Source organism: Citrobacter sp. H12-3-2 (assembly GCF_009649895.1).
GTDB classification, from domain to species: Bacteria; Pseudomonadota; Gammaproteobacteria; order Enterobacterales; family Enterobacteriaceae; genus Citrobacter; species Citrobacter portucalensis.
On record NZ_CP045837.1, the window covers coordinates 553789 to 570115 of the forward strand.

The 16327-nt window shown below is 52.1% G+C and carries 16 protein-coding genes; 3 read left to right on the plus strand and 13 right to left on the minus strand.

Going from position 1 to position 16327, the window contains the following annotated elements:
• Window positions 1–31 precede the first annotated feature (31 nt).
• Window positions 32–427, minus strand: a complete 396-nt coding sequence (locus GHC22_RS02720; protein WP_003828625.1) for a YraN family protein — start codon at window positions 425–427, stop codon at window positions 32–34.
• The gene (locus tag GHC22_RS02725) at window positions 385–2436 is read right to left on the minus strand and encodes a penicillin-binding protein activator (protein ID WP_100271868.1); all 2052 of its coding nucleotides are present in this window, start codon (window positions 2434–2436) and stop codon (window positions 385–387) included. Before GHC22_RS02725 ends, GHC22_RS02720 begins: the two co-directional genes overlap by 43 nt.
• Before the next feature lie 63 nt (window positions 2437–2499).
• Between GHC22_RS02725 and rsmI the strand changes: the two genes are divergently transcribed.
• Complete coding sequence (gene rsmI / locus GHC22_RS02730) at window positions 2500–3363, plus strand: 16S rRNA (cytidine(1402)-2'-O)-methyltransferase (RefSeq protein ID WP_003024942.1); 864 nt, start codon at window positions 2500–2502, stop codon at window positions 3361–3363.
• Window positions 3364–3418: 55 nt separating this feature from the next.
• Here rsmI and kbaY read toward each other — a convergent pair whose 3' ends face one another.
• The 8 genes from kbaY to kbaZ all read right to left on the minus strand — a co-directional run bounded on the left by kbaY (window position 3419) and on the right by kbaZ (window position 10778).
• Entirely contained in the window at window positions 3419–4300 is an 882-nt protein-coding gene (gene kbaY, locus GHC22_RS02735; protein WP_016151042.1) for a tagatose-bisphosphate aldolase subunit KbaY, read from the minus strand.
• A gap of 12 nt (window positions 4301–4312) precedes the next feature.
• On the minus strand, window positions 4313–5467 hold the full coding sequence (locus GHC22_RS02740) for an AgaS family sugar isomerase (RefSeq protein ID WP_153752160.1): 1155 nt from the start codon (window positions 5465–5467) through the stop codon (window positions 4313–4315).
• 301 nt (window positions 5468–5768) lie between these two features.
• The gene (nagA, locus tag GHC22_RS02745; protein WP_103284676.1) at window positions 5769–6902 is read right to left on the minus strand and encodes an N-acetylglucosamine-6-phosphate deacetylase; all 1134 of its coding nucleotides are present in this window, start codon (window positions 6900–6902) and stop codon (window positions 5769–5771) included.
• Window positions 6899–7333, minus strand: coding sequence for a PTS galactosamine/N-acetylgalactosamine transporter subunit IIA (gene agaF, locus GHC22_RS02750; protein ID WP_008785899.1), 435 nt, complete (start codon window positions 7331–7333; stop codon window positions 6899–6901). The genes nagA and agaF overlap by 4 nt, the downstream gene beginning before the upstream one ends.
• 16 nt (window positions 7334–7349) lie before the next feature.
• Entirely contained in the window at window positions 7350–8228 is an 879-nt protein-coding gene (agaE, locus tag GHC22_RS02755) for a PTS N-acetylgalactosamine transporter subunit IID (RefSeq protein WP_003024929.1), read from the minus strand.
• On the minus strand, window positions 8218–8997 hold the full coding sequence (agaW, locus tag GHC22_RS02760; protein WP_103014953.1) for a PTS N-acetylgalactosamine transporter subunit IIC: 780 nt from the start codon (window positions 8995–8997) through the stop codon (window positions 8218–8220). The genes agaE and agaW overlap by 11 nt, the downstream gene beginning before the upstream one ends.
• A 10-nt stretch (window positions 8998–9007) precedes the next feature.
• Window positions 9008–9481, minus strand: coding sequence for a PTS N-acetylgalactosamine transporter subunit IIB (gene agaV, locus GHC22_RS02765; protein WP_003024925.1), 474 nt, complete (start codon window positions 9479–9481; stop codon window positions 9008–9010).
• Between the two features lie 19 nt (window positions 9482–9500).
• Window positions 9501–10778, minus strand: coding sequence for a tagatose-bisphosphate aldolase subunit KbaZ (gene kbaZ / locus GHC22_RS02770; protein WP_060683144.1), 1278 nt, complete (start codon window positions 10776–10778; stop codon window positions 9501–9503).
• A gap of 267 nt (window positions 10779–11045) precedes the next feature.
• On the opposite strand from kbaZ, the gene GHC22_RS02775 reads away from it, so the two are divergent.
• Window positions 11046–11852, plus strand: a complete 807-nt coding sequence (locus GHC22_RS02775) for a DeoR family transcriptional regulator (RefSeq protein ID WP_003024922.1) — start codon at window positions 11046–11048, stop codon at window positions 11850–11852.
• Between the two features lie 323 nt (window positions 11853–12175).
• Entirely contained in the window at window positions 12176–12946 is a 771-nt protein-coding gene (gene agaR, locus GHC22_RS02780; RefSeq protein ID WP_003024920.1) for a transcriptional repressor AgaR, read from the plus strand.
• A 37-nt stretch (window positions 12947–12983) separates the two neighbouring features.
• On the opposite strand, the gene GHC22_RS02785 is transcribed toward agaR, so the two are convergent.
• Genes GHC22_RS02785 through GHC22_RS02795 form a run of 3 tightly spaced genes read right to left on the minus strand, consistent with a single transcriptional unit; the run spans window position 12984 to window position 16322 of the window.
• Entirely contained in the window at window positions 12984–13904 is a 921-nt protein-coding gene (locus GHC22_RS02785; protein ID WP_008785896.1) for an ROK family protein, read from the minus strand.
• A gap of 18 nt (window positions 13905–13922) precedes the next feature.
• A complete protein-coding gene (locus GHC22_RS02790) occupies window positions 13923–15179 on the minus strand; it encodes a Gfo/Idh/MocA family protein (RefSeq protein ID WP_048236827.1) in 1257 nt (418 codons plus the stop codon).
• A gap of 36 nt (window positions 15180–15215) precedes the next feature.
• Window positions 15216–16322 (minus strand): ABC transporter ATP-binding protein, encoded by a 1107-nt coding sequence (locus GHC22_RS02795; protein ID WP_008785894.1) that lies wholly within the window; start codon window positions 16320–16322, stop codon window positions 15216–15218.
• Between the last annotated feature and the right edge of the window lie 5 nt (window positions 16323–16327).

Sequence of the window (16327 nt, forward strand, 5' to 3'; positions counted from 1 at the left end):
AATCCTTAAGAACCAGGCTCTGAATCTTCAACTATGAGCGGTCGTTGAACGCGTCCTTAAACCACTCAACATCATTTCCGGTGAAGGCTAACACATCGAACCGGCAATCCACAGTATCAAAACTCCCATTGTGGCGCGCAAGCCACAAGCGGGCGGTCTGTAATAATTTGTGTTGTTTGCTCCGGGTCACACTCGCCGCCGCACCGCCGAACTGTGCTGAGCGTCGGTAGCGAACCTCAACAAATACGGTGGTGTTGCCTTCACGCATTATCAGGTCGATTTCGCCACCACGTTCACGCACGTTGGCGGCGATAAAATGCAGTCCCTTGCTCAGCAGCCAGTCACGCGCGGTGGATTCCCACGCGTCACCGGTCTGTTTACTCGTTAACTGGCGGGGACGACTTGTCCTTGCTGGTATTTGAGCCATGATAACTTCCTGTTAATCACACAATCCTGCGTTGCGGTTAAGGCCCCGGTATTACCGTTAATTTCGAAACCCTGCACCTGACGCATTTGCGAGAAGTGGTTGGCAAGCGACCAGGCATCGACACCCATGGCATACATACGCGCCAGCGAGTAGTCGTTACGAACCGCGCCAAGCGCCTGCTGCATAAGAGGTGCGTTAGCGCCTGCCAGCATCGGAATTTCGCTGTACTGCAAGCCTTCCATCTCCAGACGGAAATCCGGGCCGGCAGTGCCCTGCGCACTACGAGAGCTGGCGTACAGCGTTGCTCCGCTCTGGCTGCCGTTGCGCATGGCGATCATCGGCTTAATAAATGCAATTTCTTCCGGCGTCGCCAGAATATACACGGCATCAACACGACCGCTGCCGCCGGTGATTTGCGCATCGGTAGGTGCTGCCGGGATGGTCAGACCGCCAATCGTCACGCCGGGTTGGGCTGGCACAGAGGAGGCCACCGGGCTGCCTGTCAGGGAAATCCCCGAGCCGCCGTTGACGCCCATTTTAAGTTCAGCGGTGGAGCCGAACTTCTGCTGCAATACCACGCCGCCACCCAGTTTTTGCCATTCCTGTGCAAAGGCGTTGGCAACGCGATCGCCTAATGAACTCCGTGGAATCAACAACAGCGGCGTCTGTTTTCCCTGATCGCGGATGTGGCGTGCGGCGTCGCGCGCTTCATCTTCTGGCGACAGGGCGAAGTAGCAGACGTTCGGCAGATTTTTCACCGACTCCGGCTGGTTAAGCGCCAGGACGTTCAATGGCGTGTTGCTTTTCATCAGCTCTTCAACATTGTTCTTCAACAGTGGGCCAACCACGATGCTGGCGCCATCCTGCTGAACCTGAGTCAGGATCTGGTTCAGCGGCTGTGATGAAGTGTCGTAGATTTTCAGCTCAGCGGATGGATTCGCCGGTGCGCTGGCGGTTGTTGGCTGAGCGGGTGCTGCGGGCTGCACAGCAGGTGTTTCTGGCTGAGCCGGCGTCTCGTTGGTCAGATCGCTTACTGACGCCTGAGACGGGCTGGCAACGCCGTCAGTCGTTTGCGGCTGTTCTGTAGTGGTCGCGGCAGCTGGAACTGCGGCAGGTGCGACAGCAACAGGGGCTGCGACAGGTTGAGTGCCCATGTTTTTTGCAGCTTCAAAGCCTTGCTGAATAGTACGGCCAAATACCGCGGCCTGACCGTTCAGTGGTAACAGCAGAGCGATTTTGCTGGTGGAGGCAGGCTTAAAGCTCTGCACGTTAACCAACTGTGTTGGTAACAGTTTTGCTCCTGGGTTTTGCGGATAACGTTTCTGCCAGTCCGCAATACCAGCTTTCATCATGTCCGGATCGTTACGGTTATCGAACCAGACGCGCTGGAGATCCAGCCAGCCTTGCAGCACGTTTTCATCAGCATTGATGACCAGCGCTTGCGCTTGCTCCTGGGTCATGGACGACAGCGCCTGCCAGGTGGCGTCCATATTTTTCTGCTTAGCATTCGCGGCCAGCAGCGGTTCCTGCGCGATCAGGGCGCGCAGCAGCGTCAGAGACGGGCGACCCTGGTTGACGTCGATTTGCGCCTGCCAGTAGCGTGCCTGTTGGTTTTGATCGAAATCGGCGGGAGTTAACTTATCCAGCAGGGCCTGTGCGCCAGCGACATCTTTCTGCGCGAGCTTAATCTCGACGGCCAGCAGTGACTGCTCACGCTGCTGGGTATCGCTTAGCTTCTGCGGTAGCTGGTTAAACAGTTCGATAGCCTGCTGGCTCTTGCCTTCTTTCAGCAGTGCACGAATGGCGAGTAATTGCCAGTTGGTCTTGCTATCATCAGAGCTTTGCTGCATTTGTTGCAGATAAAAGCCGGAATCAGCCTGCGCAGTGCCCTGCATATGGGCTGCACTCTGGTCTGGCGCCTGGGTGCCACAGCCTGCGAAAATCAGTGCTGCCAGAATGACTGGTAGCGCGCGTGCGGCTTTCAAACGAGAAAATGTTGAGGGTACCATACTGTATCCAGTGATATTTTTTTACTCAATGCTCAATATTAAATCGGCAATACGGACGACACAATGAAACAACACGAATCGGCGGATAATTCTCAAGGCCAACTCTTTATTGTACCTACTCCTATAGGAAATTTGGCTGATATTACCCAACGAGCGCTCGAAGTTTTACAAGCCGTTGATTTGATTGCCGCTGAAGACACTCGTCATACAGGATTATTGTTACAACACTTCGCGATTAACGCGCGTCTGTTCGCGCTACATGACCACAACGAGCAGCAAAAGGCCGAAACGCTGGTCGCGAAGCTCAAAGAAGGACAAAACATTGCGCTGGTTTCCGATGCCGGAACGCCGCTGATTAACGATCCTGGCTACCATCTGGTGCGTACCTGTCGTGAAGCAGGGATCCGCGTTGTTCCCCTGCCTGGTCCTTGTGCGGCGATTGCTGCCCTGAGCGCTGCAGGCCTGCCTTCAGACCGTTTTTGCTATGAAGGATTTCTGCCTGCCAAATCGAAAGGGCGTCGTGATGCGATGAAAGCCATTGAGGCCGAACCGCGTACGCTTATTTTTTATGAATCTACCCACCGCTTGCTGGATAGCCTGGAAGACATGGTTGCCGTGTGGGGCGAATCCCGTTACGTGGTGCTGGCGCGCGAGCTGACCAAAACCTGGGAAACTATTCACGGTGCACCGGTCGGTGAATTGCTGGCGTGGGTCAAGGAAGATGAAAACCGTCGTAAAGGTGAAATGGTGCTGATTGTCGAAGGGCATAAAGCGCAGGAAGACGACCTTCCTGCCGATGCGCTGCGTACGTTGGCCTTACTGCAGGCAGAACTGCCGCTGAAAAAGGCCGCCGCGCTGGCTGCTGAAATCCATGGCGTGAAAAAGAATGCGTTGTATAAGCACGCGCTGGAACAGCAGGGAGAGTAAGCCCGATTGCTGATGGCCAAACCGACAAGGGTATGGCCATTAGCTAACACAGTGCTTAAGACTGAGCGGCAGTTTCACTGATTAATAAGCGGTTTGCTGACCCGCATACAGTGATTTTGCTACGCACCACTTCTTTCATCGCATCCATACCGACCCGCATGTAATAGCGAGGATCGTTGCCCTGCGGATTCTCCGCAAACCACGCTTTGACCGCATCGGCAAAAGCGATTTTCAGTTCGGTCGCGACGTTAACTTTGCAAACGCCAAGCTCGATCGTGCGGCGGACGTATTCGTCAGGGACATCACTTGCGCCATGCAGCACCAGCGGAACGTCGACTACCTCACGAATTTCACCCAGCCGCTGAAAATCGATTTTGGGCGTTTTGGTGTACAAACCGTGTGCTGTGCCGATGGCAACAGCAAGGCTATCTACGCCAGTACGCTCAACAAACCGTTTAGCTTCTTGTGGATCGGTGAGGAAGGCGCTTTCTGCATCCACACTCATATCATCTTCTACGCCACCGAGGCGACCCAGCTCAGCTTCCACGCTGCAATCTTTGGCATGGCAAAAATCCACAACGGATTTCACCAGCTTCACGTTTTCTTCAAACGGAAAGTGGCTGCCGTCAATCATTGCGCTGCGCACTCCTGCATTCACTTTACGACGAATGTCGTCCAGCGACTCATGGTGATCGAGGTGCAGCGCCAGCGGTATACCGTAGCTGGTGGAATAAGCGCTGCACAGCGCGTAGATCTCTTCCAGCGCGATATGCTTAAAGGTACCCGGCGTTCCAGCCAGGATCACCGGCGATTGCATTTCATAGCACACTTCAAGGATCGCCTGGATCGTCTCGGCGTTATGAATGTTAAAGGCGGGTACGGCATAGCCCTTTTTTTGGGCATCCAGCAGGAGGTATTTCGTGGAAATAATGCTCATAAAACGATCCTTTTAGGCGTTCCAGGGATGAATAACAACGCCCTGTACAACGCGGTTCACAGTGCCGCTGGCAGAAGGCGTATCCGGTGTATTGCCGATATTGATGGATTGCGTCAAAGCAAAAACCTGGGCGTAGATCAGGAAGCAGAACGCCAATTCTATATCGATGAAAGAGCGTGCTGGTGGCAGCAGAATATGTGGGCCTGCTTCAATCACCTCATGGGTTTGTGCGGCAATCGCGACAACCCGCAATGCCTGCCGATCGCGGCGTAACTCTGCCAGCAGATCGAGATCGTATTGACGTGTATACGGATGGCTGGAAACAAAGACCACTACCAGCGTTTCGTTATCAACCAGTGACTTTGGACCGTGACGAAAGCCTGTCGGGGAGTCATAGAATGCGGCCAGTTTGCCTGCAGTCAGCTCCAGGACTTTCAGTGCCGATTCCCGCGCTGCTCCCTGTAATCCACCGCTACCGAGGTAAACGATCCGTTTCCAGGGTTCATTGCCAAATACACCGTCGCTGAAATCGCCCAGCGAAGTCAGAATCGCCTGGCACCGATCGGCCACGTCACGGAAGGTCTGGCTGTTGATTTTCTCTGGGGCAAATACTGCCAGGCAGCTGGCCATCATGGTGGTAATGCTGCTGGTCATCGCGAAGCCACGGTCATGTGTCTCTGCGGGCATTAACAGAGCAAAGGCATTGTCGCTTGCAACTGCGTTTTGATAGAGGCTACCTGCTTCGTTGCAGGTGATCGGCATGTGATAACACTCAGGCACAAACTGATTAGCCAGTTCCACTGCCGCAACGCTTTCAGGGCTGTTACCTGAGCGAGCGAAAGAAATGAGCAGCAGCGGATGTGCGGGATTCAGGTAATCCATCGGATTGGTGACCAGATCGGTGGTCGGCACAGCGCTGATGTTTTTACCGGTATAGCTTGCCAGCCAGGGGGCGATGATGTCGCCAATGAATGCTGATGTTCCAGCCCCGGTCAGTATGATCCGCAGATCGTTTTTGCGCAGTAATGGTGCGAGAAAGCTGTCAATGGCAGATCGAATGTTGTCGATATTCGTAAGGGAACGGATCCAACTGGCAGGTTGTTGACGGATCTCTTCTTCGGTCCAGGTGCCCGTTACCGCGGTAACAGGGGTATAGGTTTCTGGCATAACTTAAGTCCTTAGTCTTGTAAATTCCACATAAGACGCTGGCGAGAATGTCGCTATCTTTCGTTTCGTTTCACTTGTTCATCTTGTCGATTGATTAAAATTTATAGGAAAGAAATCGAAAGAGCAATAATTCAAAATGAAATAAAACGAAATTTGTGATCGTGAGAACGAAAGGTGTGGTTATCTTATTGATCTATAAGAAGTAGGCTTGTTGTAGGATGGTTAGGTATTTACTCAAGCGAAAGGAAAAGAAAGGCCTTGCGATCGAAGACCGCAGGCCAACACGAGACAAAATGAAAGGTCAAAGGGGGAGAGCCTGACCCTGAATCCAGATCTGTTGTAAATGTAGCCCGCTATTGAGCGCGATCGCGTCTGCACGTTTTCCCACTGCTAACGATCCCAGTTGGCGATCGATACCCAACAGACGTGCGGGGTGGAGAGAGGCCATATGAATTGCCTCTTCTGCCGTTATCCCGGTGAGCTCGACCATATTACGTACGGCTGCGTCAACCGAGAGCGTGCTACCAGCCAGGCCACCGGAAGCGGTACGCACAATACCACTGTGCATTTCCACCTCCTCACCGCAGAGTGTATAGCGTCCGTCTGGCATTCCTGCAGCCTGCATGGCATCGGTGATCAGCACCAGCCTGTCTTTGGCGCAACAGCAGCAGAGTTTCATGGCTGCCGGGTGGACATGGTGTCCGTCAGCGATAAGTTCCAGCCAGGCGCGAGGGTCGGTTAACCCTGCGCCAACCATTCCTGGCTCCCGATGATGTAAACCGGTCATACCGTTATAGCAGTGAACCAGTCCGTCAGCGCCGGCGTCAAAGGCTGCGCGGGTTTGTTCCCAGGTAGCTGCACTGTGTCCCAGCATCACCCGTACGTTGCGCTGCTTCAGATGTTCGATGGCCTGCAATGCACCGGTTTTTTCTGGTGCCAGCGCAACGACGCGCAATGTTTGCTGGGAAATCGCAATCAGTTCATCCAGTTCACTGAGTTCCAGTTCTCTGAAAAGCTCAGGCGGGTGCGCCCCTTTGTTCTGCGGCGTAAAGTACGGGCCTTCAAGATAACTGCCCAGCACCTGTGCGCCTGGCCCTCCGGAATGGTAGCGATGGGCGATACGCTCAAGCGCCTTGTGAATATCCGGTAATGGAGCGGTGACGGTAGTGGGTAGCCAGTTGGCTACCCCTTCACGTGCTTTGTGCATCGCCAGTTTGTCGAGTGTGTCCGGTGCTTCATCCATCACATCGGCACCCGCGCCCCCGTGTACGTGGGTATCAATGTATGCCGGACAGAGCAGTTCAGCATCGCGGACCATAACGCCGGAAGGAATTGGCTCTATTGCCGCAATGATACCGTCTTCAATATGCAATTGATGATCGTCCAGCCAACCCTGTTCGGTCAGTAGACGTCTGGCGCGCAGTAGCAGTGTCATATCCCTTCCTCAACGGGCTTTTCCTCACGGCAGCGTCCCAGCTCGTCCACCAGGCTGGTTAAACCCCGGTGCCCGCACTCCAGCGCCTGCAAACGAAACGCTTCGCTGCTCAGGTCGTCGCGTTCCAGCACCATCTCCAGTAGCAGTTGTAGATTGGTACCGGTGATCACTTCAGTACCTTGCCTTTGCATGGCTAGCGTGGAAGCGACGCGAAATGGCGTCCCACCCAACAGGTCGGTCAGAAACACGATGTCTTGCTGCGCATCCAGTTCACCCACCGCCTGCTCAAGTTGTGAGGTGAGCAAGGCAGTGGTTGAGGTTTCCGGAAAGTCGATGGCAATGAACTGAGTCTGCTCACCCAGAATCTGTTTCATCGCTTTTTCCATTCCGCTGGCAAACCCGCCATGACCCGTCAAAATAATACCTAACATCTACAACCCCTTATATTTACAGGAAATGACAGAACTTACCTACGACGCCGAGCACCACGGTAATGGCGATAAGGCGCAGAGGACTCCAGCCACGGCGGACCAGCCAGAACATGGTTAATGTGTAGACCAGCGGTAAAAAAGCAGGCATCAGCTTGTCTATCACGTCTGTTTGCAGTTTCACTACCGCATCGCCAGCAGTGATTTCCAGCGTAGTGCTCAGGCGAACATAGGTCGCTACCAGCGCACCGATCACCGTCATCCCTACGATGGATGCCGCATGTCCAACCTTTTTGGTGTTAGCTTTAATCAGCGGAATGGCAGCAACGCCCATTCGATAAGCATAGTGTGCCAGCCCAAAGCGCAGACCAAGATGAACCACGTTGAACATAACAATAAAGACAACTGCGCCAAGAATAGAGCCTTGCAGCGCCAGACTGGCCCCGATACCGCCGCAAATAGGCAGTAACGTTAACCAGAACATGGCATCGCCGATGCCGCCAAGCGGCGCACCCACGGCAATCTTGGTGCTTTGAATACTGTTCACATCCTGCTTGGAGCGTTCCATCGCCAGGATAATCCCGATAACAAACGTGACCAGGAACGGGTGCGTGTTGAAGAAGCCCATATGGCCTTTCATCGAACGCGCCAGATCGCGCTTATTGGTATGGATCTTTTTCAGAGCAGGTAACAGGCCGTACAGCCATCCTGATGCCTGCATACGTTCGTAGTTAAAAGAGGCCTGCAACAGCATTGAACGCCAGGCAACACGGTTGATATCTTTTTTCGTCAGCTCGGCACCGATATTCTGGTCTTCGTAGACGTTTTCATTGGTGCCGGACAGCAGCGTTTCTTCGGTTTCGGAAACGTTCGGCAGAGCCGTTTGATTAGATGCCATCTTCGAATTCCTCTTTTTGTGCTGCGGGAGCTGTAGGTTCAGGTGATGTACGCAGAAAATCGATCAGCGCCATTGCCAGTGCTGCGGCGGCGATCGCCAGCACAGGGAGTTTGAGCCAGGCTGCTGCTACAAAACCCAGGATGAAGTAGGGGATATAGACGTTTTTCATCATGATTTTCAGCAGTACGGCGAAGCCGATAGCTGGCATGATGCCGCCTGCCACACCCAGTCCGTCAATCAGACGCGTTGGCAGAACATCTATCGCGGTTTTGGCATGTTCCGCGCCAAAGTAAATCGGCAGGAACGCGCATAAAAAGTAGAAGGTCCCCAACGCGAGCAACGCCAGATAGTTGACCCTCTCAATCCCGGCGGTATCGGCATTCGCTGCCATGCGATCGCAGCGAGCCATCACCCCGGACATCACAGAGAACAGGAAGGTAATCCCCATCTGTACTGCTACAGCGAACGGTACCGCCACACCTACGGCAACTTCAGGTTTCACTCCGGTCGTTATGGCAAACGTGGTTCCCACGATAGTGCCGATAATCACGTTTGGCGGTTGAGCTCCCGCTAGTGGGGCAAGACCCATCCACACCAGTTCCAGCGTACCACCTGTTAAAATACCGGTATGCAGATCGCCCAGAATCAGGCCGACCAGCGGCCCGAGAACAACCGGGCGGTGCATGTGCGTTAACCCGTTGAACATATCCAGGCCTGCAATAAAGGCGAGAATACCCAACGCAAAAGCCTGCAACAGACTGATTTCCATTGTGAATCCCTCAGAGAAGTTTATAGAGGTCCTGGGCGGGTTCTGTTGGAACGCCCTGAACGAAGCATTCCACTCCAGCGGCTTTGAGCCCGTTGAATGCCGTAATATCTGCAGCGTCTACAGAAACCGTTTTGGCGATTTGTTGCTTGCCGTTGGCGTAGTGCATATTGCCAACGTTGATACGGTTAACAGGAACACCGCCTTCGACCAGACGGAAGAAATCCGCAGGCGATTTGCAGACCAGCAGAATTTTCTGGCGATCGGCGGCACGGTGAATATTGTCGATCACTTTTTGTAGTGACCAGAAGCGTACGGCGATCCCTTCTGCCAGTACCATTTCCATCAGGTTTTGCTGCACTGGATCTTCAGCCACCTCATCATTAGCGACCAGCACCAGGTTTGCCCCCGCAAACCCGACCCATTGCACACCAACCTGACCGTGAATCAGACGTTCATCAATGCGACTTAATACAATGTTTGGCATGGTATTTTTCTCTTTTTTGTTATGCGTTACGATCTGGAGCACCCAGGCAGGCGCAGTGATATTGCTGCAGTATGTCCTGAATATGGTTAATGATGAGTTCTCGCGGCGTGGCGCTGAGATCTCCCTCGCGCACTTTTACGTACTGCAAGGGTAAATACTGGCTAATCAGCGGTAGTGGAATGGGGTCGTCCGCCAGGTTACGTACCAGACGTTCAAATGCTTCATCAATCTGGCTGTCCGGCCAGTAGTAACGAACCCGATCAGAGTAGCTGTATCCACGGGCCAGACGGCGTGCATTGCCATCACCGTGATAATGGCTCTGCCAGTACTCTGGTCTATCAAGCATTACGCTTTCCAGCACATGTCGCAGGCCTGAGCTGGCTTTTGCAGGCAGCAATTCTTCTTCAATGGCAGCTAACGAAAACAGCGCTTCGCGCAGGGCGAAGGTAAGCGCGGGTCCCACTTTCAGAATAGCGAAGTGGTCTATCACCAGTTGGCGCAAGGACTGTGGCGTTTGGTAATCGGTAGAATGCGCTTCAAAAACCAGCGTGTCGTAGTCTTCCACCATTTTGCTGAGTGCCACGGCTTTCTGCGGTTGATAATCAATGATGTGCGTGTGGTCGAATTCAACGCCAGGTTGCACGACCAGGGCGATAATACGTGCCCATATACCTTCCAGCCCGCGCTTTTCAAAGGCGTGATAGTGGGCCTGCAGCGTTGCACGTGCGGCATCTGGCGTTGTTACCGCCAGTTCGGTTAACGCTTCGTGTGCGCCACCAGGAACCGGAACTTCTGTGCCAATCACATAGACCAGGTCAGACTCGCCAAAATGTGCCATACAGGTTTCTTCGGCGACTTTGGCCAGGCGTGCGGCGCGCTCAGCGACGATTTCATCCGTCAGTGGAACCGGGTCGTTGGCACAAGACATGCTGCAATCGAGGTGGATTTTTTTAAAGCCTGCGGCGACATAGCTCTTGATCAGATCGTCAGCATTGGCCATTGCCTGTTCCGCAGGCAGATTTTGCCAGCGGTTTGGTCCGAGATGGTCTCCGCCGAGAATCAGCATATCCTGAGAAAAATCAAGCGAGTCGGCTAATCGGCAGACAAAACTGCGAAAATCGGCTGGCGTCATACCTGTATAGCCGCCAAACTGGTCAACCTGATTAGAGGTTGCTTCGATCAACAGCGGTGTATGGCTTGCATGGGCGTAGCGTATTGCGGCTTCCAGTACGATTGGATGCGCGGAACAAACGGCATAAATCCCGTTTGCCTTCCCCCGTTTATGCTGCTCGACCATTTTAGTTAGATGTTTCACTTTCCTCTCCAGGTCAGATTACTGCGACATCAATCTTTCGTTTTGTTTCATTTAATACTGCATCATGGTGTTATAAAAATAAAACGAAAGATAATAGTTTTCCGATCTGTTTCACAAAAGAAACACAATGAAAGGTTTCAGCGTAAGTTCGTCCGGCTCTTCCCTGCTTGCGGGGCTTGCATTCGCGCAAAAGAAAGGCGTTAATAGACAAAACGAAATAAAACGAAAGGTTCAACTAAAGGATTTCTTATGAGTAACACCGAGTCCTCTGCAGACAAGCGCGTTATTGGCACCAGCGAAAGACGTGAGCAGATCATCCAGCGGTTACGGCAGCAGGGAAGCGTTCAGGTTAACGATCTCTCCTTATTTTTTGGCGTCTCCACGGTCACTATTCGCAACGACCTCGCTTTTCTGGAAAAGCAGGGGATTGCGGTACGTGCCTATGGCGGAGCGCTGATTTGCGAAAGCAATGCACCTGTTGTGGAGCCTTCTGTTGAAGATAAGAGTTCACTTAATACGGCAGTAAAACGCAGTATTGCCAGAGCCGCCGCAGAGTTGATTCAACCGGGACACCGCGTGATCCTTGACTCCGGTACCACGACCTATGAAATTGCCCGCCTGATGCGCCAGCATACTAATGTCATTGCTATGACCAACGGTATGAATGTCGCCAATGCGCTACTGGAAGCCGAAGGGGTTGAGCTGCTGATGACCGGCGGTCATTTGCGTCGTCAGTCACAATCGTTTTATGGCGATCAGGCTGAGCAGTCGCTACAAAATTATCACTTCGACATGCTGTTTCTTGGCGTTGATGCTATTGATTTAGAGCGTGGTGTTAGCACGCACAACGAAGATGAAGCGCGTCTCAACCGTCGGATGTGTGAAGTGGCTGAACGTATTATTGTTGTTACCGACTCGACGAAGTTTAACCGCTCCAGCCTGCATAAGATCATTGATACCCAGAGGATCCATACCATCATTGTTGATGAAGGTATCCCAGAGGAAAGTTTGCAGGAACTACGCCGCAGCGGTGTTGAAGTGATCATTGTTGAGTAGTCCCGCTCTAAAATTCAAAAATGTGATCCCATTCAATTAAACAAAAACAAACCATAAGCGAGCTTTTTTAGTAGCTCGCTTTCGTTTTTTGCATGCTTCCCGTCTCTTTCTCACATCTTACCCGTTTTGAGTCTTTTCATTTTTTCGGTTTTCTTCGTTTCGGTTTGCTAAAACGAAAGAAAATAGTCAGTTTTGGTTAAATTAAACGCTGAGTCTGTGCGCACAAATTCACCTTATTGCTTCTGATGTAATATATTCAAAAGAAAACGAAAGTGCTAAAGCGCTAAAACAAAACAACATGAATATTTGATGGAGCAATAGAAATGCTGGATAACTTAAGACGTCGCGAGCAAATAATTGATCTGCTGTGCGATCAGGGTAGCGTTCGTGTCGAGCCACTGAGCGTCCATTTTGGTGTGTCATCGGTCACGATCCGCAACGACTTACGTTATCTGGAGCAGAAAGGATGCGTCATGCGCTCCTACGGCGGTGCGGTTCTCAATCAGCACTTCGCCCTTGACCGGCCTTTGCAGGATAAGGACCGGCTGAATCGCGATGTGAAAACGCGTATTGCCGAAAAAGCAGCCAGCTTTGTGAAAGATGGTGACACGTTAATCCTCGATTCCGGTTCGACCACCACGCTCATTCCTCCAATGTTAAAGAATCGCCGCGATCTGGTGGTGATGACCAATGCGCTCAACATTGCGTGGGAACTGGCGAATTTTGAGCGCGTAGACGTCATGATCCTGGGAGGGAATGTCAGGCAAAGCGTCTATTCATTGTATGGCCCTTCAGCAGAACACCAGCTCAGACAATACCGGTTTGATAAGCTTTTTTTGGGCGTTGATGGATTCTGCCTGGAAGCAGGGATAACCACGCCACATCCGGGAGAAGCGCATCTGAATCAGGTAATGTGTGAGGTTGCACAGGAGGTCACGGTAGTCGCTGACTCCAGCAAGTTTGGCCGCAAAAGTTTCTGTATGATTAGCGAAATCAGCGGGATTGACCGGGTGATTACCGACAGCGGTATCCCTGAAAATTATCACCGGACGTTAATCCAGCTTGGGGTGGATGTGGTGATTGCGGATGAATAACTGAAATTGCTGGCGAGATTTTCTCGCCAGCAGTGTTTTAGTGGGTCAGCGTACCCTGTTCAACCAGCAGCAATGCGGCACCGCGAACCCCGCTGGATGCACCATGGATGGCCGGGAATACGCGGGCAGGCTCTAATCCCGGGAACAAGTAACGTGACATGGCCTGCGGCAGTAACGTATAAATTTCCTCGATGTTGGAAACTCCACCGCCGAGAACAAAAGCATCGACATCCAGAATCAACTGCAATTGCGCCAGCGTACAACCCAACATATCAATCCATGCTTCTATGGTAGTAACGGCGCTGGCATTGCCATGACGATAATGCTCCAGCAGGGTCTCCATTTTGAGTTGTTCTCCACTGAAGTGTTTGTGGAGCCACAGTAAACCAGGACCGGATTGATAGCGTTCCAGACACCCTTGTAAGCCACAGCCGCACTTCAACTCCGGCAAGTGATAACGACGCATAAACGTTGCCGGAAGCGGTAAATGGCCGAACTCACTGGCCATTCGGTTGCGACCCCGATACAACTGACCGTCAATGACTAACCCTCCACCCATGCCGGTGCCAATAATGGCACCAAAAATTCGGGAGAACTGGCGAGCCTGCTGGGTATGGGCTTCCGAGAGTGCAAAACAGCAGCAGTCATTGTCCAGTTCAACCGAACGATTGAGGCGGTGGGCCAGATCGTTCATCACCTGGCGTCCTGTGAGGCAAGGCACGTTAGATGACAGTAATTTTCCGGTATGTCTGTCCATAAGACCGGGCATGCCGATGCCAATTTTTCCTTGCGTTCCAGTCGCCCAGTCGGCGGTATCAATAAGTGAAGTAAAGGTCGAAAGAAAGAGTTCATAATCCTGCACTGGCGTGGCGACGCGCTTACGCCAGCAAACCTGCATTTCCTTATCAAAAGCGACAATTTCAGTTTTGGTTCCACCAATATCAACACCGTAAAACATGCCTCATCTCCTCCGGCTTCACAGCGTAACCAGACAGTTTTCCTTGCGAGCGCGCTCTGCGGCAAAGACCATTAAGTGACTTTCCAGTGATTCATCCGGGCCAGAAAGGATCATATTTTGATCGTTGGCCATCACTGCGTGGATGAAGCGATCCATCAGGTAGTAATCGCCACCACCATGCCCCCCCATCTGGGTTTGTGTGCCAGCGGCGATCTCCTCGATCTGATGCACTGTTTCTTTGTCTGTCAGGAAATCAAACACCCGGATCTGCTCGCCATCGCCTTCCAGATAACCTCTGGTACCAAACAGGCGCGTTTTTCGATCTTCCATTTTGGTAAACGCGGTCATGGTAAAGGTCACTGTCTGCTGGTGGGCAAAACGTAAGTTAACAACCTGATGATCCACCACATCATTATCACAACGATAAACGCAACGACCATAAGGCCCATCGCGCAGCGCCTGGCGAACATTCTCTTCGCTAGGATCTGCAGTCAGCACCCGACGGAAGTGTGGAGTGCATTTGTGGTTTTCACCCAGATAAATTTTGCAGGCAGACCAGGGACAGGTTGATTCAACCTGACAATCAAGGCAGCGGTCGGCGGCACCAGCAGGCTGATTCTCTTTCACAAAGTGACTCAGGCTACCAAATGATCCTACGTCCTGGCAGTTGTCGCTCATGATGTAGCGGATCCAGTCCAAATCATGACAGGATTTCTGTAACAACATAAATGACGATTCTGCTTCATTGCGCCAGTTACCACGTACAAACGAGTGCGCCTGATGCCAGTAACCTACGGGTTCGAGATGCTGCATGCTGACAATATCGCCAATTACGCCATCATCAAGCAGTGATTTCAGCTTTTGCGTATAGCGGGTGTAACGCAGGACGTGCGCGACGGCCAGTAATACGTTGTTGCGTTTGACCGCATCAATAATGATCCGGCAATCTTCTGGCGTAGGGGCGAGCGGTTTTTCCAGCAGAATGTGATAGCCGAGATTAGCAAACGCCACGGCAGGATCTTTGTGCATATTATCCTGCGTGCAAATAAGTACCACATCGGCCATTTTGGGTTGGGCCGCAGCTTCTTGCCAGTCGCAAAACACGTTATTTGGGTCAATCTTATGCTGTGCGACAAACTGCTGGCGGTATGCCTCTCTGGGCTCGGCAACGCCTACCACCTGCATTCTGTCTGGATGTTCAAGCGCATAGCGAGAATATATTTCTCCGCGCGCACCAGCCCCTACCACTAATACGGTCACTTTATTCGCACACATATAAACCTCTCATTTTTCACTTAGCCTGAATAACGGTCAGGCCAAATTTTCTTCATGTTTTTTATCAAACAAAAAGGCGGCATCCAGATTAAATTTCACTTTGATAGATTCACCGGGAAGTGGGGTCCAGTCGGGTGAGGAGTTAATACGTAAGATCATATGTTGCTCACCAATATCAAAATGCAGAAGGTCTTCGTTGCCCATCCTTTCTACGTTGGTAATGTGCGCATCGAACGCAGAGGCATCATGCTGCGAGGCTAACTGAATGGCCTCTGAGCGGATGCCAAACCAGACGCTGGAGTGCGGATATTGCTCCAGTAGGTTACTCAAGCGCGTATTTAATGGCAGGATTAAATTATCAGCCAGGCGCAGGCCACGAGTGCTGGGGTCAATATCAAGCAGCATAATATTCATTGCCGGATTACCAATAAAACCAGCAACAAATTTGTTCCTGGGGTGATGGTAAATATTCCCTGGGGTATCCACCTGCATAATACGACCGCCATTTAGAACGCAAATCCTGTCTCCCATCGTCATTGCTTCAATCTGATCGTGCGTGACGTACACCATGGTTGCGCTCACGCCTTCGTGACGCAGTTGTCGATGCAGTTCTGTCAGCCGCACGCGCATTGAAACACGCAGTTTTGCATCCAGGTTGGACAGCGGCTCATCAAACAAAAAAACGTCTGGCTTACGCACGATGGCCCTGCCAACGGCTACTCGCTGGCATTGACCGCCTGAAAGCTGACCGGGCTTTTTGTCGAGCAATGTTTCGATTTCCAGCTTGTGTGCAGCTTCCCGGACGCGGATATCAATCTCTTCTTTGCTCATTTTCCCTAACAGACTGAATGCCATATTTTTATAAATCGTCATGTGGGGATAGAGGGCATAATTCTGGAAGACCATGGCAACGCCTCGCTCCTTTGGTAGCAGGTCGTTGACGCACTTCTCTCCGATTGCGATATGGCCATGAGTGATATCTTCCAGACCTGCAATCATGCGTAGCAGCGTTGATTTGGCGCAGCCTGATGGCCCGACAAACACCATGAATTCGCCGTCGTGGATTTCAAGATCAACGCCATGGATCGCCTGAAAGCCATTGGGATAGACTTTGCTTACTGCCTGTAATTGAATACCTGACATAACAC